Annotated in this window: 24 protein-coding genes, 1 other RNA gene and 1 pseudogene; 16 read left to right on the top strand and 10 right to left on the bottom strand. The window is 61.5% G+C overall.

The annotated features are described in order from the left end of the window. The first annotated feature begins 218 nt into the window (after window positions 1-218). The 8 genes from ruvC (at window position 219) to FY112_RS19905 (ending at window position 5,262) form a co-directional block, all read left to right on the top strand. The gene (gene ruvC / locus FY112_RS19870) at window positions 219-728 is read left to right on the top strand and encodes a crossover junction endodeoxyribonuclease RuvC (protein ID WP_003542749.1); all 510 of its coding nucleotides are present in this window, start codon (window positions 219-221) and stop codon (window positions 726-728) included. A 57-nt stretch (window positions 729-785) separates the two neighbouring features. Then, window positions 786-1,037: an AbrB/MazE/SpoVT family DNA-binding domain-containing protein gene (locus tag FY112_RS19875; protein ID WP_017961997.1), complete on the top strand. Its 252-nt coding sequence runs from the start codon at window positions 786-788 to the stop codon at window positions 1,035-1,037. Beyond that, entirely contained in the window at window positions 1,037-1,450 is a 414-nt protein-coding gene (locus FY112_RS19880; RefSeq protein ID WP_017961998.1) for a type II toxin-antitoxin system VapC family toxin, read from the top strand. The genes FY112_RS19875 and FY112_RS19880 overlap by 1 nt, the downstream gene beginning before the upstream one ends. A gap of 13 nt (window positions 1,451-1,463) precedes the next feature. Next, window positions 1,464-2,078 (top strand): Holliday junction branch migration protein RuvA, encoded by a 615-nt coding sequence (gene ruvA / locus FY112_RS19885; RefSeq protein ID WP_017961999.1) that lies wholly within the window; start codon window positions 1,464-1,466, stop codon window positions 2,076-2,078. A gap of 83 nt (window positions 2,079-2,161) precedes the next feature. Then, window positions 2,162-3,202, top strand: coding sequence for a Holliday junction branch migration DNA helicase RuvB (ruvB, locus tag FY112_RS19890; RefSeq protein ID WP_003552548.1), 1,041 nt, complete (start codon window positions 2,162-2,164; stop codon window positions 3,200-3,202). Then, window positions 3,203-4,105 carry a metallophosphoesterase gene (locus tag FY112_RS19895; RefSeq protein WP_151519103.1) on the top strand — a complete coding sequence of 301 codons (903 nt, stop codon included), beginning with the start codon at window positions 3,203-3,205 and terminating at the stop codon, window positions 4,103-4,105. Window positions 4,106-4,112: 7 nt separating this feature from the next. After that, window positions 4,113-4,625 (top strand): NUDIX hydrolase, encoded by a 513-nt coding sequence (locus tag FY112_RS19900; RefSeq protein WP_151519104.1) that lies wholly within the window; start codon window positions 4,113-4,115, stop codon window positions 4,623-4,625. Between the two features lie 73 nt (window positions 4,626-4,698). Beyond that, window positions 4,699-5,262 carry a DinB family protein gene (locus FY112_RS19905; RefSeq protein WP_151519105.1) on the top strand — a complete coding sequence of 188 codons (564 nt, stop codon included), beginning with the start codon at window positions 4,699-4,701 and terminating at the stop codon, window positions 5,260-5,262. Here FY112_RS19905 and FY112_RS19910 read toward each other — a convergent pair. After that, window positions 5,259-6,641, bottom strand: coding sequence for an AcvB/VirJ family lysyl-phosphatidylglycerol hydrolase (locus FY112_RS19910; protein WP_017962003.1), 1,383 nt, complete (start codon window positions 6,639-6,641; stop codon window positions 5,259-5,261). The genes FY112_RS19905 and FY112_RS19910 overlap by 4 nt on opposite strands. Continuing rightward, entirely contained in the window at window positions 6,638-9,241 is a 2,604-nt protein-coding gene (gene mprF / locus FY112_RS19915; protein WP_151519106.1) for a bifunctional lysylphosphatidylglycerol flippase/synthetase MprF, read from the bottom strand. The genes FY112_RS19910 and mprF overlap by 4 nt, the downstream gene beginning before the upstream one ends. Before the next feature lie 227 nt (window positions 9,242-9,468). Between mprF and FY112_RS19920 the strand changes: the two genes are divergently transcribed. Beyond that, a complete protein-coding gene (locus FY112_RS19920; protein ID WP_017962005.1) occupies window positions 9,469-9,846 on the top strand; it encodes a DoxX family protein in 378 nt (125 codons plus the stop codon). A gap of 6 nt (window positions 9,847-9,852) precedes the next feature. Here the strand turns inward: FY112_RS19920 and FY112_RS36840 are convergent, their stop codons facing one another. The 5 genes and pseudogenes from FY112_RS36840 to FY112_RS19940 all read right to left on the bottom strand — a co-directional run bounded on the left by FY112_RS36840 (window position 9,853) and on the right by FY112_RS19940 (window position 12,431). Further along, window positions 9,853-10,047, bottom strand: a complete 195-nt coding sequence (locus FY112_RS36840) for a mechanosensitive ion channel family protein (RefSeq protein ID WP_026158861.1) — start codon at window positions 10,045-10,047, stop codon at window positions 9,853-9,855. Then, window positions 10,045-10,384, bottom strand: a pseudogene (locus FY112_RS19925) (mechanosensitive ion channel protein); the annotation flags it as partial. The pseudogene FY112_RS19925 and the gene FY112_RS36840, both read right to left, overlap by 3 nt. Window positions 10,385-10,453: 69 nt before the next feature. Next, window positions 10,454-11,485 carry a phosphogluconate dehydrogenase (NAD(+)-dependent, decarboxylating) gene (gene gnd, locus FY112_RS19930; RefSeq protein WP_131644583.1) on the bottom strand — a complete coding sequence of 344 codons (1,032 nt, stop codon included), beginning with the start codon at window positions 11,483-11,485 and terminating at the stop codon, window positions 10,454-10,456. Between the two features lie 98 nt (window positions 11,486-11,583). Beyond that, a complete protein-coding gene (locus tag FY112_RS19935; RefSeq protein ID WP_027668255.1) occupies window positions 11,584-11,937 on the bottom strand; it encodes a glyoxalase/bleomycin resistance/dioxygenase family protein in 354 nt (117 codons plus the stop codon). Between the two features lie 11 nt (window positions 11,938-11,948). Then, window positions 11,949-12,431 carry an SRPBCC domain-containing protein gene (locus FY112_RS19940; RefSeq protein ID WP_131644584.1) on the bottom strand — a complete coding sequence of 161 codons (483 nt, stop codon included), beginning with the start codon at window positions 12,429-12,431 and terminating at the stop codon, window positions 11,949-11,951. A gap of 55 nt (window positions 12,432-12,486) precedes the next feature. Between FY112_RS19940 and FY112_RS19945 the strand changes: the two genes are divergently transcribed. From FY112_RS19945 to FY112_RS19955, 3 genes are all read left to right on the top strand, one after another. Further along, entirely contained in the window at window positions 12,487-12,819 is a 333-nt protein-coding gene (locus FY112_RS19945; RefSeq protein WP_027668253.1) for a helix-turn-helix domain-containing protein, read from the top strand. Between the two features lie 76 nt (window positions 12,820-12,895). Further along, complete coding sequence (locus FY112_RS19950) at window positions 12,896-13,432, top strand: helix-turn-helix transcriptional regulator (RefSeq protein WP_131644585.1); 537 nt, start codon at window positions 12,896-12,898, stop codon at window positions 13,430-13,432. A gap of 97 nt (window positions 13,433-13,529) precedes the next feature. After that, a complete protein-coding gene (locus FY112_RS19955) occupies window positions 13,530-14,537 on the top strand; it encodes an NAD(P)-dependent oxidoreductase (protein ID WP_151519107.1) in 1,008 nt (335 codons plus the stop codon). Between the two features lie 84 nt (window positions 14,538-14,621). On the opposite strand, the gene ssrS is transcribed toward FY112_RS19955, so the two are convergent. The 3 genes from ssrS to FY112_RS19970 all read right to left on the bottom strand — a co-directional run bounded on the left by ssrS (window position 14,622) and on the right by FY112_RS19970 (window position 15,519). Then, a non-coding RNA gene (gene ssrS, locus FY112_RS19960) (6S RNA) lies at window positions 14,622-14,780 on the bottom strand. A gap of 69 nt (window positions 14,781-14,849) precedes the next feature. Next, the gene (locus FY112_RS19965; protein ID WP_027668249.1) at window positions 14,850-15,227 is read right to left on the bottom strand and encodes a cell division protein ZapA; all 378 of its coding nucleotides are present in this window, start codon (window positions 15,225-15,227) and stop codon (window positions 14,850-14,852) included. 16 nt (window positions 15,228-15,243) lie between these two features. Next, the gene (locus tag FY112_RS19970) at window positions 15,244-15,519 is read right to left on the bottom strand and encodes a DUF4164 domain-containing protein (RefSeq protein WP_012758879.1); all 276 of its coding nucleotides are present in this window, start codon (window positions 15,517-15,519) and stop codon (window positions 15,244-15,246) included. Window positions 15,520-15,852: 333 nt separating this feature from the next. On the opposite strand from FY112_RS19970, the gene tkt reads away from it, so the two are divergent. The 4 genes from tkt to FY112_RS19990 all read left to right on the top strand — a co-directional run bounded on the left by tkt (window position 15,853) and on the right by FY112_RS19990 (window position 19,811). Continuing rightward, the gene (gene tkt / locus FY112_RS19975) at window positions 15,853-17,826 is read left to right on the top strand and encodes a transketolase (protein ID WP_131644587.1); all 1,974 of its coding nucleotides are present in this window, start codon (window positions 15,853-15,855) and stop codon (window positions 17,824-17,826) included. Between the two features lie 81 nt (window positions 17,827-17,907). After that, window positions 17,908-18,918: a type I glyceraldehyde-3-phosphate dehydrogenase gene (gene gap, locus FY112_RS19980; protein ID WP_024323244.1), complete on the top strand. Its 1,011-nt coding sequence runs from the start codon at window positions 17,908-17,910 to the stop codon at window positions 18,916-18,918. Between the two features lie 250 nt (window positions 18,919-19,168). Beyond that, window positions 19,169-19,483, top strand: a complete 315-nt coding sequence (locus FY112_RS19985; RefSeq protein WP_131644588.1) for a hypothetical protein — start codon at window positions 19,169-19,171, stop codon at window positions 19,481-19,483. A 148-nt stretch (window positions 19,484-19,631) separates the two neighbouring features. After that, window positions 19,632-19,811, top strand: a complete 180-nt coding sequence (locus FY112_RS19990) for a hypothetical protein (RefSeq protein ID WP_020051550.1) — start codon at window positions 19,632-19,634, stop codon at window positions 19,809-19,811. Window positions 19,812-20,089 lie beyond the last annotated feature (278 nt).

Consider the following 20,089-nt stretch of genomic DNA (forward strand, 5'->3'; position numbering starts at 1 on the left):
CTGCCAAGCGCGGGCACGCACCGCATGCCTGATCAACTGGCCTATAAACAGAACATCGGGGGCTTAAATCCTCGCGAAAAGAAGCCCCTCTCGTATTCGATGACTAGATTTCAAGCATCTGTTTTAATTCGCGGTAAATGGCGGGGCCGAAATCCGGAACGTTTTTGTTTTGTTCACATATCAATGGCAGTTATTTCGCAATGGCTATAGGTTGAACCATGCAAAATACGATTCGCATCGTCGGTATCGATCCCGGGCTTCGCCGCACCGGCTGGGGAATCATCGAGACATCAGGCAATTCCCTGCGGTTTGTGGCATCCGGAACCGTGACCTCCGATGGTGACATGGACCTTGCCTCCCGCCTTTGTCAGCTGCACGATGGCCTGGCGGAGATTGTCCACAGCTATAAGCCGGATGAGGCCGCCGTCGAACAGACCTTCGTCAACAAGGATGCGGTGGCGACCTTGAAACTTGGCCAGGCCCGCGGCATCGCTATGCTGGTGCCGGCGCGTGCCGGGTTGCCGGTCTCCGAATATGCCCCGAACGCCGTGAAGAAGGCCGTCATCGGCGTCGGCCACGGCGAAAAGCAGCAGATCCACATGATGCTGAAGATCCTGATGCCGAAGGTCGAATTCAAGGGCAACGACGCCGCCGACGCCTTGGCGATCGCCATCTGCCATGCGCATAATCGCGGCAGCAACCGAATGCGGCAGGCATTGGCCGGATAGCTTGTTCTTGACTTGTTCCATGGGTAAGGATAGTTCTTACTTTGAAGGAGCAACAAGATGCGGGTTACGTCCAAAGGCCAGGTCACCATTCCTCGTGATCTCAGGGAACTTGTCGGCATCGAGGCCAATAGCGAGGTCATTTTCTCGATAGAGGGCGGCAAGCTCGTTCTCTCGCCGAAGAACGGCAAGCAGGAGATCGAGGATCGGGGCCGCCTGGATCGTTTTATACAGACGATCCGTCGTCTCGAGGGCACTGGCGATCAGGAGATCGATGCCGAAGACCTTATGTCGATGACCCGTGATCGCTGATGGCCACACTTGTCGATACGAACATACTTGTCGATCTGGCCGTGGTCGGTTCGGACTGGCACGGTTGGTCGCGTCGAAAGATGCTTGACGTCTTCAAAGACGGTCCCGTCCTCATAAACCCGATCATCTACTCCGAATTTTCCGTTCGGTACGACGACGTGGACGAAGTCGATCGGCTGCTGCCGCAGGATGAATTCCGCCGCGAGAATCTGCCTTGGCCGGCTGCATTCGCCGCTGCTGCGGCCTTCCGGCTTTACCGTCGCGCCGGCGGTGGGCGCGAACGGGTATTGCCCGATTTCTTCATCGGCGCGCATGCGGCGATAAGGGGCTACAGAATTTTGACCCGCGATCCCAGCGGATACCGCTCCTATTTCCCCTCCGTTGACCTTATAACCCCCGAAACGCATCCTTGAGAGACCGCGCCCCATGATCGGCAAGCTGAAAGGCACCATAGACGAGATCGGCGAAGACTATGTGCTCGTCGATGTGCACGGCGTCTGCTACGTCGCCTATTGCTCGGCCCGCACCCTGTCGAAAATCGGCTCGGCAGGCGAGGCCTGCGTGCTGTTCATCGAGACCTATGTGCGCGAGGACCAGTTGAAGCTCTTCGGTTTCATGACCGCGCTGGAGCGGGAATGGTTCAACCTGCTCCAGAGCGTCCAAGGCGTCGGCGCCAAGGTGGCGCTCGCCGTGCTCTCGACGCTGACGCCAGGCGAACTTGCCAATGCCATTGCCCTGCAGGACCGCGCCGCCGTCTCGCGTGCGCCGGGCGTCGGTCCGAAAGTGGCGATGCGCCTCGTCACCGAGCTCAAGAACCGGGCGCCGGCCTTTGCCGGGGAAGCGATCAATATCGCCCTCAAGCAGGAACTCGGCGAAGGCGTCGCGGCCGCGCCTGTCGCCGATGCGGTTTCCGCGCTGACCAACCTCGGCTATTCCCGCGACCAGGCGGCAAATGCGATTGCTGCGGCAATGAAGACGGCCGGCGAAGGTGCCGACAGCGCCAAGCTGATCAGGCTGGGATTGAAGGAATTGGGGCGGTGAAAAGCCGGAAAAGCGATGATGGGATGTCGAGGCAGCGGTTTTTTGGTGTATTGGTGTGACAGGTTTCAAAACGGAATGAGAGCATGAGCGAACCCGCCCGCCTGATATCGCCGGAAAAGCGGGGCGAAGACCTTGATATCACGTTGCGCCCGCAATCGCTGGACGAATTCACCGGCCAGGCGGAGGCGCGCGCCAATCTCAAGGTCTTTATCGAGGCGGCGAAAAACCGCGGCGAAGCGCTGGACCATGTGCTCTTCGTCGGTCCGCCCGGCCTCGGCAAGACGACGCTGGCGCAGATCATGGCCAAAGAGCTCGGCGTCAATTTCCGCTCGACGTCGGGCCCTGTTATCGCCAAGGCCGGCGATCTCGCTGCCCTGCTCACCAATCTCGAGGAGCGCGACGTGCTCTTCATCGACGAAATCCATCGCCTCAATCCCGCCGTCGAGGAAATCCTCTATCCGGCCATGGAAGATTTCCAGCTCGACCTCATCATCGGGGAAGGGCCTGCCGCTCGCTCGGTGAAGATCGACCTGTCGAAATTCACGCTGGTGGCGGCCACCACCCGCCTCGGCCTGTTGACGACGCCGCTGCGTGACCGCTTCGGCATTCCGGTGCGCCTGAGCTTCTACACCGTCGAGGAGCTGGAACTGATCGTGCGCCGCGGCGCGCGGCTGATGAACCTGCCGATCACCGAGGAGGGCGCCCGCGAGATCGCAAGACGCGCCCGCGGCACCCCGCGCATCGCCGGCCGGCTTCTGCGGCGCGTGCGCGACTTCGCCGAGGTGGCAAGGGCGGAAGCCGTCACCCGCGAGATCGCCGACGAGGCGCTGACCCGCCTGCTGGTCGACAATGTCGGCTTCGACCAGCTCGACAAACGTTACCTCAACATGATCGCCGTCAACTTCGGCGGCGGTCCAGTCGGCATCGAAACCATTGCCGCCGGTCTTTCCGAGCCACGCGACGCGATCGAGGACATCATCGAGCCCTACATGATCCAGCAAGGTTTCATCCAGCGCACGCCACGCGGCCGTGTTCTGACCGCAATCGCGTGGAAACATCTGGGAATGCAACCGCCCAAGGATATGGAGGCTGCGCAGTTCCGGCTGTTCCAGGAGGACAACTGAGTGATCACCCGCCGCGGATTTTTCAAGGTTCTGGGCGGCGGTGTCGCAGGCCTCATGTCGCTCGGTGGTTACGCCTTCGCCTATGAACCGCTCGCGCGGCTCGCTATCACCCGCTACCAGCTGACGCCGCCGGGATGGACCCCGGGGCTCAAGCTGCGCGTCGTGGCGCTCGCCGATCTCCATGCCTGCGAACCCTGGATGTCGGCAAGCCGCATTGCCACGATCTGCCACAGGGCGAATGAACTTGAAGGCGACGTCACCGTCCTGCTCGGCGATTATGCCGCCGGCATGAACATGGTGACGCAGTACGTGCATTCGAGCCAATGGTCGAAGGCGCTCGCCACCTTGCAGGCCCCTCTCGGCGTCCATGCGGTCATGGGCAACCATGATTGGTGGGAGGATAGGACCGCCCAGAAGAACGGCGGGATGGAAACATTCGGACACCGGGCCCTCGCCGACGTCGGCATCTCGGTCTATGGCAACCGCGCCGTTCGGCTCGAAAAGGAGGGCCGCGGCTTCTGGCTGGCAGGCCTCGAAGATCAACTGGCGCTTCTGCCCGGCCGGAAATGGCGTCGCACGCATATGCGCGGCCTCGACGATCTCGATGGAACGATGGCTCAGGTCACGGACGATGCGCCCGTCATTCTGCTCGCTCATGAGCCCGATATCTTTCCGCGGGTGCCCGAGCGTGTCTCGCTGACGCTATCGGGCCACACCCACGGCGGACAGATTCGCCTCCTCGGCCGTTCGCCGATCGTCCCCTCGCGTTACGGCAACCGCTACGCCTATGGCCATATGATCGAGGAGGGGCGTAATATCATCGTTTCCGGCGGCCTCGGCTGCTCCATCGCACCGGTGCGCTTCGGGGTGCCGCCGGAAATTGTCGTCATCGATCTTGGATAAGAATGGCATGGCCAAGCGCACTCTCATCCGCCTGAATGCGGGCGCCGAGCGTTTCAACTATCGTATCGCCGGCCTCGGCTTTCGCGACGGCCACGTGCTCGTCCATCGCGCCGTCCATGAGCCCTTCTGGACCTTTCCAGGCGGCAGGGCGGAAATCGGTGAGACGTCGGAGGAAACGCTCAAACGGGAGATGGTGGAGGAACTGGGCGTTGAGGTGACCGTCCATCGCCTGCTGTGGATCGCCGAGAACTTCTTCCGCTACGAACAGCGCGACTGGCATGAACTCGGTCTCTATTACTTGATGGACCTCCCGCCGGAATTCCCCTTTTTATCCGGCGAGATCATCCATCGGGTCGAGGACGCCGACAACCATCTCGAGTTCAAATGGGTGCCGGCAACGCGTGATGCCTTGTGCGCACTCGACATCCCGCCCTATTTCATCGCCGATGAAATCGAAAACCTTCCCGTTGTGCCACGTCATCTCGTCTGGCGGGACGGCGATCTCGACGGCAAAGACTGATGTTACGGCGTCCTTTGCGCCTCAAAAGGCGCCCGGTGCTGTAGCCAAAAGCGCTTAAAGAGGAGATGCGCCGATGCCGACCTTCGATCCTGGCAGGCCATTCCGCAAACTTGCCTATAACAACGCCCTTGCCAACCGCCGGCTACTTCAGGCCTGCGCAACTTTAAAGCCTGGAGAATTCGAAGCGCCACGCATTAGCTTCTTCCCCTCGATCAAGGAAACCTTGAACCATATCATCACGGTCGACTGGTTCTATGTCGACGGCCTGGAAGGCGGCACGCTCGGGCTCAAGGCCTTCGAGGTAGACGAACCGTTCGATGACGTTTCCTCGCTGGCAGAAGCGCAGGCGAAGGTCGATCAGCGCCTGACGGCGCTTTGCGAGGCCCTGACGCCAGAGAGGCTCACCTCGACCATCAGCCTCCATCGCGGCGACCGCATCCAAGAGGAGCGGATGGAGGACGTGCTCGCCCACCTCTTCCAGCATCAGACCCATCATCGCGGACAGGTGCATGCGATGCTCTCCGGCACCAGCGTCGCTCCGCCGCAACTCGACGAATTCATCGTTGCCGACGATGCGCGGTTTCGTGGTACAGAACTCACCGCGCTCGGCTGGAGCGAAGAAACGCTAATGCATTAGTTCTGCAGCCGTCTCTTCAGCCCGTCGATGATCGTCTTGGTGAGAAGGTCGTAATTCTCGTCGAAGTGATGATCACCGGGCAGCTCGATGACCTCGGCGCCGCTGTCCTTCAGCGCCGGACAGGCGACATCGTCATCGTCGTCCTTACCGTAGATGCATTGCACGAGTTTCGGATCGATGTTTTTCAGATCGCCGACGGGATCACCTCCCGCCCCTTCCGTCTTCTGGCCGAGCCAGCCGAGAACGGAGATGACGTAGTCGACTTCATGCGAAAGCGACAGCAGCGACAATTGCGCCACCGCCGACTTTTCGGCTGGCTTGAGGAGCTGGTAGGTGGCTGGCACGACGTCGGCGCCGAAGGAATAACCGACGAGCAGCACGTGCTTCACCTTCCACTGCTTGCGGTAGAAATCGATGATCTTCGAAAGATCGGCAGCCGTCTCCTCCGGCTTGCGCTCCGACCAGAAATAGTGGAGCGAATCGACGCCGACGACGGGAATGCCTTCCTTCTGCAGCGTGCCGCCGACCTCCTTGTCGATGTCGCGCCAGCCGCCGTCGCCGGAATAGATCACCGCCATCGTATCGAAGGCCGGCGTTGCCTCGAGCACCGCCAGCGGCAGGCCAAGCGGGTTGCCGAAAGCGCCGGAGGCGGTGACGAGATCGTCGAGGGTATCGGCAAACGCCGTCTGCGCATCGTCGGTGGAATCACGGATCTCGATCTCGTCATGGGCCTTCTTCAGCGCCTCGGCATGCGCCCGGCCATCCTTATTGGCATCAGGCGTAAAGACGGTAATGATCGGGTCCGGCAGGATGCCGTCGCTAAGGCCATAGACCGTGCGTTCGCCGACCACCTGCTTGGACGCCGGCGTGCAAAGCTCCTTGGCAAGCGGAATGCCGGCGACCGGATTAACGGCAAGTGTCTGGCCGATCGTCGCATCCGGTGTTTGCGCGGTGATTGCCAGCGCCAAGGCCCCGCCCTCGCCGATTCCGGCGACGATCGGCAGGTGATAGGCGTTGTTCCCGGTCGCGCGCTGCACCTGCTGGCTCAGCGATTCGATGTCCGACACCATATAGACGCAGCCGTCGTTGAGGCTGACGTCGTAGCGGCTGAGCGCCTGGATATAGGATGGAAAGTCGACGCCGATGACGACGGCGCCTTCGGCGACCAACCTGTCGGCTTCGCCCTTCTCATAGTCGCCCCAGCCGGCCGCATCCGAGATCAGCATCACCGTGCCCTTCACCTCCCCTTCCGGCAGGAAGATGTGCGGCGACGGAATGAGCCCGGTTTCGAAGCTCTGCGTGGTTTCCTCGGCGGCATCAGCCGGTGCGGCCGCGAGCATGCAGGCGCATGCCGTGGCAAGAAGGATTGTCCTGATCATTTTCTCACTACCCCTTTCAATCCGCCCCCAATCAGAAATGTCGCGTCCATCAACGCGATGATCGGATTGCCTCCTCCGGAGACTGCAAGATAGCGCGGTTGCCAGTGCGGATGAAACTTGGATTTGAATGCCCGAAGGCCTTTGAAGTTATAGAAGCGCTCGCCGTGTTCGAAGACGGTGCTGCCGATGCGGTCCCAGACAGGCGCCGCCTCGCGTTTTGACATGCCGGAGAGAGGCGCCATGCCGAGATTGAAGTGGGTGAAACCCTGCCCGCGCAGATATTCCATGATCTGCACGAAGAGAAAGTCCATCGAGCCCTTCGGCGCGTCCGGCGAGAAGCGCATGAGATCGATCGTGCCCTCCTGTCTGGATTCGGTCACGAGGATATTGGCGAAAGCGACGATCCTGCCGTCCTTCTTCAGGATGCCGACCGGCTGCGAGGAGACATAATCGGAATCGAAGGCGCCGAGCGAGAAGCCCTTTTCCTTGGCATTGTGATGCTCGAGCCAGGCCGTCGAAACGGCGGCTAGATCATCGATGACCAAAGACAGGTCCTGCGGTTCGACGACGGCGAATTCCAGCCCGTCGCGCTGGGCGCGGCTTGCCGTCTGGCGAAGGTTCGCCCATTTGCCGCCCTTCATCTCGAAGGTCCTGAGATCGGCCACCGCCAGTTCGCCGAGCTTGAAGGCGCGAAGGCCGGCATCGGCGCAATGGGACAGCAGCGCCGGCGATATCTGGTAGAACACGGCCCGGCAGCCGGCGGCACGCGCCGCTTCGACGAAACGCCAGACGAGTTCCTGCACGGCGCGATGGTCGCCGACCGGATCGAACAGCGCGATCCAGGAGCGCCCTTGCCGGCCATACATGATGAAAGCATCGCCGTTTTCCGAGAACATGATGCTCTTGTCGCCCATGCGCACCAGATTGGCGTCGGCATTGCCCTGCTTCATGACGATCTCGACGGCGCGCGCCAGCGCCTCGTCCGTCGCCGGTTCCGGCCGGAAGGTCGCCGGCCGGAGCAGGCTGAAGACCGCAATCGCCGACGAGATGATGGTAATGCCGAGGACGGCGCGCAGCCCGCGCGGCGCTTCGGCGGTGAATTCGAACTGCCACCAGAGCTGGTTGCTGTATTCGACGTCGCGATAGACGAAGAGCAGGATGACGACGGCGCCGACGACGATGACGGCGATCGCCATCAGCCAGGACGCCGTCAGCGCCTGGTTGAGCAGCGAAGCCTGGCGGGTAAAGAGCCGGCGGCTGACGAAGAGCCCGAAGATGAGGAAGGCGAGAAAAGCGGCTTCGACGAGCGCGATCGCCTTCAGCAGCGACAAAGTCAGCGCGGCAAGCGCCGAGAATACGGCCACCCACCAGGCGCCGTCGAGCCGCTGGCCGAGGCCGCGCGCGGCGACGACGAGGGCCAGCCCCAGCAAGCTGGAGAGGAAATGCGCGCCTTCGACCATCGACAGCGGCAGATAGTTGGAGAGGAATTCGAGGTTCTGGTCCGGCGTCGGCGTGACGCTCGAAAACACCAGCATGACGCCGAGCAGCAGCGCGAGAGCCGACAGCAGCTGCGGCATCAGCCGCCCGCCGATGCGCCGCATACTGGAGGCGGCCGGATGATCGACGAAACGACGCAGCTCCGCCGCCGCGACCGCGAGCACGGCGATCAGCAGCGGCAGCACATGGTAGACCAGCCGGTAGAGCACCAGTGATCCGAGCACGGCATCGATGTTCACCGCGCTGCCGAGCGAGGCGATGATCACGGTCTCGAACACGCCGAGCCCGGCCGGAACGTGACTGAGCACGCCGAGACCGACGGCGATCGCATAGACGGCGAGGAAGACCGGCCAGCCGATGGCCGTCTGCGGTAACAGCACATAGAGTACCGACGCCGAGGCGGCGATATCGAAGACGGTGACGAGGAACTGCCGCGACCAGGTGCGAGAATCCGGCAGGCGGATTGCCACAGGGCCAAGATCGAGCACGCGCCCGTCACGGCCGATAATCATCACCGCGCCCAGAACGGCGACGATCGAACCGGCGATCAGCCGCAGGAGGAAGGCGCTGACCCCGATCAGCGGACTGATCTCGTCGGCGATGACGATGAGGGCGATTGCCGCAACGCCCGCAAGCCCCAATCCGAAGGACAGCGTGACGAAGGCGATGATGCGGCCGATATCCTCCGGCGAGAGCCCGAGGCGGGTATAAGCGCGGTAGCGGATCGCGCCGCCCGAAAGCGCGCCGAAACCGGCGGTATTGCCGACGGCATAAGCGCTGAACGCCGTCAGCGCCACATGCGGAAAGGGCAGCCTCTTGCCGATGTACTCGATGGCGTTGAGGTCGTAGAAGATCAGCGCGAGGAAACTGAGCGCTGTGAAGAACAACGCAAGCAGGATGGCGCTCGGCTTGGTCGCCGCCAGCGCTTCGACGACGTCGTCGTAACGCACCTCGTTGGTGAGCTGCATGATCGCGTAACCGACGAGGCAGAAGACTACGAGCGACGCGGCGGCCAACAGCGGTGTTCTGTACCGTCTGAAGAGCCCGCCAAAAGAAAACCCGTCCGTTTCTTCAATCTCTTCCAAATTGCCGTGCCCCGACATTCGCGTACCCTGTGACCGCCAGCGGAATCATTTCAGATGACGTAACATAAGAGGCATAGAAGCTCTCTGAAGCCATGCCACCGCTACCCCACCTCGCCCTTTGCGCCTCAATCATCCTCAATTGGGGCGAATTTGCGCAGGCGGGCGTCGCCGCACATTGCATTTTCGTAAGCTTCGGCAGAGCCTTGCCCTCGATGGAGATTTGAGACGCGGGAGAAAGGTTCGATATGCAGGGTGATGCGGCCTTCGTAATACTTGCCCTCGGACGTCTGCTGCTGGGCGGCCTCTATGTCGCTGGCGGCATTCATCATTTTTTCGTCATCGTGCCGCTGACCGACGCGATCGAAGCCCGCGGCGTCCCTTTTGCGAAAGGAGTGCTGGTCTTGGGCAGCATGTTCCAGATCGTCGCCGGCATCCTGCTGATGCTCGGCCTTTTCGTCACGGCAGCGGCATTCGGCCTCATCATCTTCACGCTGGCGGCCACCGTCATGCTGCTGAATTTCTGGGACATGCAGGGAACGGCGCGCGACAGCGCGATCAATACCTGGAAAACCAACATGGCGATCATCGGCGGTCTGCTGATCGCAGCCGCCAGCGCGATGTGAAGCGGTTCATGGAGCCGGCTCGGCGCCCGCCCGCGCATGCGCCGCATAGCGCGCGACGGCAGCATCCACCTCCGCGTCTCGATCGCCCGCCACCTGCACCGTCGGCACGGCAAATTCGATGCCGTTTTCCTTGAAGGCATTGCGGATCATCGCCGACGCATTGCGGCGGATGACGAATTGCTCGCCGGGCTTCGTCATCATCGACTGAATTGTCACCCAGCCGAAAATGAAAGATGACGAAAGTCGCACAGCGCCGGTATTAGAACAATGCGACCGTCGGCCCGGGCATGATCGCAGCGGTGATACGCTGCCGTTCTTCATCCACCCTCGGCAGCCCGATGAGATCGACGACCAGCACGCCGCCGAAGCAGATCGTAAAGCGCCGGACGAGGAGCGCGACGACGCAGACGATCGCGATGCTCTGGCTGAGCGGTGGCCAGCTGAGGCTGAGAAGTGTCAGCACCGTTGCCGCCGCGAAGATCAATGCCGGGCGCGGCGCGAGATGCAAGCCCGCCATCTGCGCCACCTGACGGCCTCGGCTATGACGGCGCGCGCTACAGCGCCACGCGTCTTTTCGAGAGCCGCAGGGCGCTGTAACTGAATTGTTTCAGGATTTCGCGGCTGGTTTTTCCACGTGGCCGCCGAAGCCCGCGCGCATCGCCGACAGCACCTTATTGGCGAATTCGTCATTGTCGCGCGAGGAGAAACGGCCGTAGAGCGCAGCACTCAGCACCGGCGTCGGCACGCTTTCGTCAATTGCCGCCATGATCGTCCAGCGGCCTTCGCCGCTGTCCGAAACCCGGCCTGCATATTTGGCCAGTGCCGGATCGGCATGCAGCGCATCGGCCGTGAGATCGAGCAGCCAGGAAGTGATGACGCTGCCGCGGCGCCAGACTTCGGCGACATCCTGCAGGTTGAAGTCGTATTGGAAATGTTCCGGATGGGCGAGCGGCGCGGTTTCCGCATCCGGCTCGTGCGAGGCAGCGCCGATATTGGCATGTTTCAGAATATTGATACCTTCGGCATAGGCAGCCATCAGGCCGTATTCGATGCCGTTATGCACCATCTTGACGAAATGACCGGCACCATGCGGGCCACAATGCAGGTAACCCTGTTCCGCGGTGCTGATCGCAGCCGCTTCGGGGCTCCGGTTCGGCGAGGCTTCGGTCTTGCCGACGCCGGGCGCCAGCGTCGCGAAGATCGGGGAAAGGTGTTCGACGATGCCCTTCTCGCCGCCGATCATCAGGCAATAACCGCGCTCGAGGCCGAAGACGCCGCCGCTGGTGCCGACATCGACATAGTGGATGCCCTTGGTGATGAGGTCCGCGCCGCGGCGGATATCGTCATGATAATAGGAGTTGCCGCCGTCGATGACGATATCGCCATTCTCAAGCAGCGGCACCAGGCTCGCCAGTACCTTGTCGACGATCGCCGCCGGCAGCATCAGCCAGATCGCGCGCGGATGGGCGAGTTTCGAGACGAATTCCGCGAGCGAAGCGCTGCCTGTCGCACCGAGGCCTGCGAGCTCGGCAACGCTTTCCGGCCTGGCGTCGTAGACAACGCATTCGTGACCGCCTCGCATCAAGCGCTGGACCATATAATTGCCCATGCGGCCCAAACCAACCATGCCAAGCTGCATAATGAATCTCCTGGAAACCGAAATGAAGTATCGAATCCGGAAATTAGCACCCGCGGTGTGACAGGCAAGCGAAGTCTCGGTCATATTGACGAATGCGACTATTGCGCCTCGCGCACCAGATGCACGATACCAGCCGGATTGACGATCCAGGCGCCGCGCAGATCCTCCGGCAACGCCTCGATCGGATCGCAGCGAATGACACCTGCCGTTTCGAGATGCGCGGCAGCCCTCTCGAGATCCGGTGTCATCAATTCCAGCCAGAGTTCCGCCTGGCTCATCGCCGGCACCTCGTCGATCCAGAGCCGGATCGGCCCGAGAGCGAACAGCGCCGCATCCCCTTCGCCGATCTGCTTGAGGCCGATGACATCGCGATAGAAGGCGACCGTCGCCTGATACTGGTGCGGCGGCACCTTCATCGCAATATCGACGCCGCCATAAAGAAGTTCCGTCATGACCTTTCTCCTCAAACGTCCGGCGCGCTGGCCGGCTCACCCTTCATTTCGCTGAGGAACATGCCTTCGCGCAGATTGATGCCATATTCGACGAAGGCCTTCATGCTGCAGAGCATCTGCGTCCAGCCTTCGCAGTTGAGATAGGTGCCGCGCCGGCCGGCCTCGTCCTCGCGCCAGCCGCTCTCGGCAATCGTCACCAGCGTGCCACCATCCTCCAGCGGCTTGAAGTCCATCTCCACCAGCGTCTTGTAGGTCGCCTTGTCTTCGCCAGTGCCACCATCCCAGCGCAGCACGATGCGGCTTTCCGGCACCAGATCGACGACCTCGACCGGCGCATCCTTCCACCAGGTCACCGTCGTGCCCTTCATGAGCGGCGCGCTCGCTCCGCCGATCGTGGTGAAATAGCTGCTGAGTTTCTTCGGGTTGACGACGGCGTCGAAAACCTCTGCGACGGGGCGGCCGATACGGCCGGAAACGCGGATTCCAAGAGACATGACACTTCTCCTCTTCTCCATTGTGCCTGGCACCATTATGTTATAAAAATATAACATGTCAAGCGAATCAACCGACGACCCCGTTTTCAAGGCGCTGGCGCATCATCGCCGCCGCGAAATCCTCGATCTGCTCAAGGAGGGTCCCCGAACCACAGGGACCCTTTGCGAGATGTTTCCGCAGATGGATCGCTGTACGGTGATGCTGCATCTGAAGGTGCTGGAAGAGGCTGACCTGGTCATCGCCAGGAAGGAAGGCCGCGAGCGCTGGAACCACCTGAACAGCCTGCCGATCAAACACATCTATGACCGCTGGATCAGCGCCTATGCCGGCCATTCCTTGTCTATTCTCGACCGGCTGAAGGGCGACCTCGATGGGCAGCCCGAATAATGATCCAGCCGCCCAACAGCATGCCGGTCGGTCAGCCAAAGCTTTATGCTGGCCAAAACGGCACGGGATCAGGCAAATGACGATATCGGGCGCCGGCTTACGCCGCATGCGGCTGCTGCGCAGCATGAAGCAGGGACACCTCGCCGAACTCCTCGGCGTCAACCAGGCGACGGTCTCACGCTGGGAGCGCGATCAGCTCGCCCTATCGGCCGAACAGGCCGCCAAGCTGGAGCGGATTTTCAGCTCACAGCAACATGCAACAGTCGATGCGGCGCTGAAGCGGCTGGTCGAGGATTCCGTCCGGCCGGTGCATCTGATCTGCGACCGCACCCACCGTCTGCTCTCCGCCTCTCGCCCACGACAGGCGGAGTGGCGGGCGCCGCTCGGCGCCTTTCTCGGCCGTTCTCTGTTCTCCTACGCCTCCGCCGAAATCGCCGCTGCCGAGCAGTCGCTCGAAGAGTCCGGCTGGCATGAGGGCAGGCTCTCGTCGCTGACCTTCGATACCGGCACCAACGGCAATGCGCTGCTGCCGATCGCCGACGGCCGCGTGACCTGGGAACGGATCATGCTTTCCGACGGCAGCACCGGCCGCCTTGTTACGACCATCGGCTGAGCCTCAAGCTTTCCTGCACGCCCATGCATAATTTATGCGTTGTCTGAAAACCTTAGTCTTTATAGCGTCCGCCGCCGAACGGTCAGGAGACGATGTGATGACGATATTGGTAACGGGAAGTGCCGGCCATCTCGGCGAGGCGCTGATGCGAACCTTGAGGTCGGAAAGCCGCTGGGTGCGCGGCATCGATATCAAGCCCTCGGCTTTAACCGACATGGTCGGCTCGATCAGTGATCGCGCCTTCGTCCGGCAGGCAATGTCAGGCATCAGCCACGTCATCCATGCCGCAACGCTGCACAAGCCGCATGTGGCAACCCACGGCAATTACGATGTCCTCGACACCAATATCGCCGGCACCCTCAGCCTGCTGGAAGAAGCGGTCGCCGCAGGCGTTGCAAGCTTCGTCTTCACCAGCACCACCAGCACCTTCGGCGCGGCATTGACGCCGGCTGCCGGCGAACCGGCGGCATGGGTGACCGAGGACGTGCTTCCCTTCGCGAAAAACATCTACGGCGTGACGAAACTCGCCGCCGAAGGTCTGTGCGAACTCTTCGCCCGCAAATCCGGCCTGCCGGTGGTCATTCTCAGAACGTCGCGCTTCTTCCCCGAAAACGACGACGATCCTGACATTCGCAACGGCTATTCGGCAGAGAATGCCCAGGCCAACGAGCTTCTTCACCGCCGCGTCGATATCAGCGACGTGGTCGGCGCCCATCTGCTGGCGCTCGAAAAGGCGCCGGCAATCGGCTTTGGCCGCTACATCATCTCCGCCACGACGCCGTTTTCGGCAAGTGATCTCGCCGCGATCCGGCGCGATGCGCCTCACGTCGTCGAACGACTGTTCCCAGGTGCAGGCGCCCTTTACGCATCACGCGGCTGGAAGATGTTTCCTTCGCTCGACCGTGTCTATGTCAACGAACGCGCAAGACGGGAACTCGGCTGGCGGCCGCGATATGATTTCCGTTTCGTGCTTGATTGCCTGCGCGACAACAGGGAGTGGCGAAGCCCTTTGGCGCTGAATGTCGGCTCCAAGGGCTATCACGACGAGGTCTTCGCCGAAGGGCCGTACCCGGTATACCAAGGACAAGACGACGATCGCCGCTGAGAGCGAAATTGTTGCTCTTTCCGACAAGAACCTTCCTGATGCTCGCTGTCGATCCGGCGTCTTCGCTGAAAATAGAAGGAAAGGGTGCGATCCACGACCACCGATGGATGTTTACGATCCTGGGTGCCTACAAACGTAGGTGGGCGCCGTGTGTCCAGGCCCACGGGCCTGGCCAGGGACAGCTCCCTTTGGATCGAGTATGGCCCCAGGGATTGTGGTTCCTGTCGAGAGGCGCAGACCGCATGCCGATATATAAGGTCGTTTGCGCCGACGCGCCAGTGGCAGCAGCAAGCCGTCCTTATTTAATTGAGATCAATTGAGTTCGGGGGCGGACCGGCCGTTCAGCTTGTCGGTGATGCCGCGGATGCGGCTCGAAACCTCACTGAGCGCCGCGGCTAGGTTTTCCTCGGTGCGGGCGGTCGCTGCAAGCACCGTATCGCGGTTGCCGCGCAGCGACTCGAGCTCGGATTCCAATCCGGCGACGCGGCGCGTCAGTTCGGAAATTTCATCCACAACCATGATGCCGGCCATGACGGTGATCCTGAGATCGCCGATTTCCCCGAACTGATCCTTGAGATGGCCGACATAGCCGTCGAAGCGGTTGGCGAGATCGGTCAGGTGATCCTCCTGCCCTTCTTCGCAGGCCATACGATAGGCCTTGCCGTCGATCGTTACCGTCACCTGCGCCATGCGAAACTCTCTCTCATCAGCGATCCAGAACCGCGCGGATCGTTTCCATGGCCGTCACCAGCCGCCGCGATACCTCGCGATTGACCTCTTCCAGCCGGTTGGCGCGGAATTCGGCCTGGTCGAGCTCCTGCGCCAGCCGCGAACGGTCCGCGTGCACACGCCGCACCTCGCCCTCAATCTCGCCCTGCTCGCGCTGCCGCTCGACACGCATGTCGACGGCGTTTTCGAGGCTCGATATCGCCTGTCTCAATTCGTTGAGCGCTGCTTCCATGGTTTTGCCTGTGGGCATCATGTCTTTCCGATTCCCGCGCAGGATCCGCGAATCGGCACGCCGCGCCGATCCTGCGTTTTCAAAAGGATATGCCGCTCGTAAACGGCCCGTCAATAAATCCCGTCACCTGCCCACCGGCCTATCCTGTGGATGAGCGTTTTACACATGCCCGTCACATCAGATTCGTCATTTGTACAATCGCGCGATCAAATGTCAAAAATCGCCGCTGCACGCCCGGATTTGGCCTGCCATTTATTGACTTGCCCGTCCCAACTGCTATGTCTCTGCCGCTTTCACTCGATGGTCTTGGAGGCTCGAGGCCATCCCCCGACACCCGGAACTTGCGGAAAAGCCATGACCTCTCCCGAACAACACGACCGGATGGCGAATGCGATCCGTTTTCTCGCCATGGATGCCGTTGAAAAGGCGAACTCCGGCCACCCGGGCATGCCGATGGGCATGGCTGACGTGGCGACGGTCCTGTTCACTAAATATCTGAAGTTCGATCCGAAGAAGCCGCACTGGCCGAACCGCGATCGCTTCGTGCTGTCGGCCGGCCATGGCTCGATGCTGCTTTATTCGCTGCTTTATCTGACCGGCTATCCCGATATGACGATCGAGGATCTGAAGCAGTTCCGCCAGCTCGGCTCGAAGACCGCCGGCCATCCGGAATACGGTCACGCGACCGGCATCGAAACGACGACCGGTCCGCTCGGCCAGGGCATTGCCAATTCCGTCGGCATGGCGATTGCCGAACGCAAGCTGCGCGAGGAGTTCGGCTCCGATCTCCAGGATCACTATACCTATGCGATCTGCGGCGACGGCTGCCTGATGGAAGGCATCAGCCACGAAGCCATCGCGCTCGCCGGCCATCTGAAGCTCAACAAGCTCATCCTGTTCTGGGACAACAACTCGATCACCATCGACGGCGCCGTCTCGCTGTCGGATTCCACCGATCAGGTCGCCCGCTTCAAGGCGGTACACTGGAACACGATCGAGATCGACGGTCACGATCAGGCCGCTATTGCCGCCGCAATCGAAGCTGCCCATAAGTCCGACCGCCCGACCTTCATCGCCTGCAAGACGATCATCGGCTTCGGCGCCCCGAACAAGGCCGGTACCCACAAAGTCCATGGCAACCCGCTCGGCGCCGAGGAAATCGCCGCCACCCGCAAGGCGCTGAACTGGGAATCCGAAGCCTTCGTCATCCCATCTGATGTTCTCGACAGCTGGCGTGCAGCCGGCGCCCGCTCCGTCGACCTCGTCAAGTCCTGGGAAGACGGCCTCGCCAAGGCTCCGGCCCGGGCCGAGTTCACCCGCCGCATGGCAGGCGAGCTGCCGGAAGGTTTCGACGCCGCGATCAGCGCATATAAAAAGAAGCTCGCCGAGACCAAGCCGACGGTTGCGACCCGCAAGGCTTCGGAAGATGCGCTCGAGGTCATCAACGGCTTCCTGCCGGAGACGCTCGGCGGCTCTGCGGATCTGACGCCGTCGAACAACACCAAGACCAGCCAGATGCATTCGATCACGCCAACGGATTTCGCCGGTCGTTACATGCATTGGGGCATCCGCGAGCATGGCATGGCGTCTGCCATGAACGGCATTGCGCTGCATGGCGGCCTCATCCCCTATAGCGGCGGCTTCCTGATCTTCTCGGATTATTGCCGCCCGCCGATCCGCCTTGCTTCGCTGATGGGCATCCGCGTCATTCACGTCCTGACGCATGACTCGATCGGCGTCGGCGAAGACGGCCCGACGCACCAGCCGGTCGAACAGCTTGCCGGTCTGCGCGCCATCCCGAACCTGATGGTCTTCCGTCCGGCCGACGCCACGGAAACGGCGGAATGCTGGCAGATCGCCATCAAGACGCACAACCGTCCCTCGGGCCTTGCTCTGACGCGCCAGAACCTCACGCCATCCCGCACCGAATACAGCGAAAAGAACCTCTGCGAACAGGGCGCCTACACGCTGGCCGGCAATGCCGACGCCAAGGTGACGATCTTCGCTTCCGGCTCGGAAGTCGAAATCGCCGTTGCGGCGCGTACGGCACTCGAAGCCAAGGGCGTCACCGTCCGCGTCGTATCGGTTCCCTGCACGGAACTGTTCTTCGAGCAGCCGGAAGCCTATCGCAAGGAAATTCTCGGCAACTCGCCGGTCAAGATCGCCGTCGAAGCCGCCGTTCGCGAAGGCTGGGATGCGTTCATTGGACCGGAAGGTACCTTCATCGGCATGAAGAGCTTCGGCGCTTCCGGCCCGGTCAAGGAAGTTTACAAGCATTTCGGCATCACCGCCGACGCCGTCGTTGCGGCCGCCGAAGCAAAGCTTTAATGAGGGCGCCTTGAGGCGCTCTCCATCTCCTCAATTCCAGGCCCTCGCTATCGGGCCCTACTCTATCGGGAGTGAATGAACATGACAGTCAAGGTTGCCATCAACGGTTTCGGCCGCATCGGCCGCAACGTCCTTCGCGCCATCGTCGAATCCGGCCGCACCGACATCGAAGTCGTCGCCATCAACGATCTCGGCCCGGTTGAAACCAACGCCCACCTGCTGCGCTACGACTCGATCCACGGCCGCTTCCCGGCAACGGTGAAGGTCGAGGGCGACACGATCATCGTCGGCAACGGCAAGCCGATCAAGGTCACGGCGATCAAGGATCCGGCAACGCTCCCGCACCGCGAACTCGGCGTCGACATCGCGATGGAATGCACCGGCATCTTCACCGCCCGCGACAAGGCTGCCGCTCACCTGACTGCCGGCGCCAAGCGCGTCATCGTCTCGGCGCCTGCCGATGGTGCCGACCTCACGGTCGTCTTCGGCGTCAACCATGACCAGCTCACCAAGGAGCACTTGGTCATCTCCAACGCGTCCTGCACCACCAACTGCCTGGTGCCGGTCGTGAAGGTTCTCGACGACGCCGTTGGCATCGACCACGGCTTCATGACGACCATCCACTCCTACACCGGCGACCAGCCGACGCTCGACACGATGCACAAGGATCTGTATCGCGCCCGCGCGGCCGCCCTTTCCATGATCCCGACCTCGACGGGTGCAGCCAAGGCAGTCGGCCTCGTTCTGCCGCATCTGAAAGGCAAGCTCGACGGCACCTCGATCCGCGTTCCGACCCCGAACGTTTCGGTCGTCGACTTCAAGTTCGTCTCCAAGAAGGCGACCAGCGTTGGCGAAATCAACGAAGCCATCATGGCTGCTGCCAACGGCAAGCTGAAGGGCATCCTCGGCTACACCGACGAGCCGCTCGTCTCCCGTGACTTCAACCACGACAGCCACTCCTCGATCCTCGCAACCGATCAGACCAAGGTCATGGAAGGCAACTTCGTGCGCGTCCTGTCCTGGTACGACAACGAGTGGGGCTTCTCCAGCCGCATGTCCGACACGGCAGTCGCTTTCGCCAAGCTCATCTGAGCGCTCTTGAGGCATCGACATGCAAGCGGCCCGGGAAACCGGGCCGCTTTTTATTGCCGTGCCTCCAAACGAAGCCAGCCTTCCCGCACTGGCATCTTTTCGCCCCTTGCCCGGGTGAGATCTGTTAGAATACGTCACCCTGGACATTCCAAAATGCCCAGTTTCCTCACGCCGCATCGGCCACCGGCCAGGTACGGAACGCCAATACCGTGCGTCAGCACTGTCGCCCGCATGAAAATGAGAGAGATGGATGGATTACTTTACCGTTGAAATCGCCGGCCGCGCCATTGCCAGTTTTCGCTCGGAAAATCACGAGGAAGCGACGCATTTCTTCGAGGCGGAAGACTTTCGCGACGATTTGACCGTCCTGGAATCCGAAGGCCAGCCTCTTTGGGACCGCAAAGCGACCCTGAGCTTGCGCAAGGCAACGGCCGAGGAAGCAAGCGAAGTCGAGCACGCCTATGAATTCGACGACGATCCCGAACGGACCATCGAGGACGAGTTCGTCGTTTTCCTGGTCCCGGTCGCGGATCTGACCGATGAGGGCGAGAACACAGAAGACTGAGCGCCGATCCGCACCGGTTTCGAAGCCATATCGAAGCGACGAATTCGATAGGCTTCGCTGCACGGGTTGGCAATCCGCTGGCCAAGCGTGCTAGATTGAGGAAATACGCAGCGCTGCACAATGGCTAATGAGCCAAGGGAGGTGATAAATGGCAGAGGCACAAAAACGCTTGTCCCATACCACCCTCAAACGGCGGCAGCGGTTTCACCCCAAGCGGGACGTCAGACCTGCCGTGCTGGCAAAGGCCAATCGTCTGGTCATCTCGGCTGCCGCGTTCATTGGCCTCTCGTTTCTCGCCATCGTCATACTTCAGGCAGTGTTGGGATAACTGAGCAAGGGCCGGCCGCTTCTGGCACAAAACTACAGCCGGCTGCTCTCGCTGGGCGGCCGGCATTTCCACCCGATATCGAAATATCTCAGCGCTCATTTTCCTCCTCTCCGCATCCGCGCGTGCAATCCAGTCTTCCCGTCATCGGACAAGGCAAACGGGCCGCGTGAAGTGAGGAGCGTGTCTTATGTTGTTTCCATTCGCAGATACCGGCAGGAAAAATCCGTGCCTGTCTCTTTTGCCCTGCTCTCGCCTGATTTTCCTATACATTCCTTATA

Source organism: Rhizobium sp. PEPV16 (genome assembly GCF_008919455.1).
In the GTDB taxonomy this organism is placed as follows: domain Bacteria; phylum Pseudomonadota; class Alphaproteobacteria; order Rhizobiales; family Rhizobiaceae; genus Rhizobium; species Rhizobium leguminosarum_Q.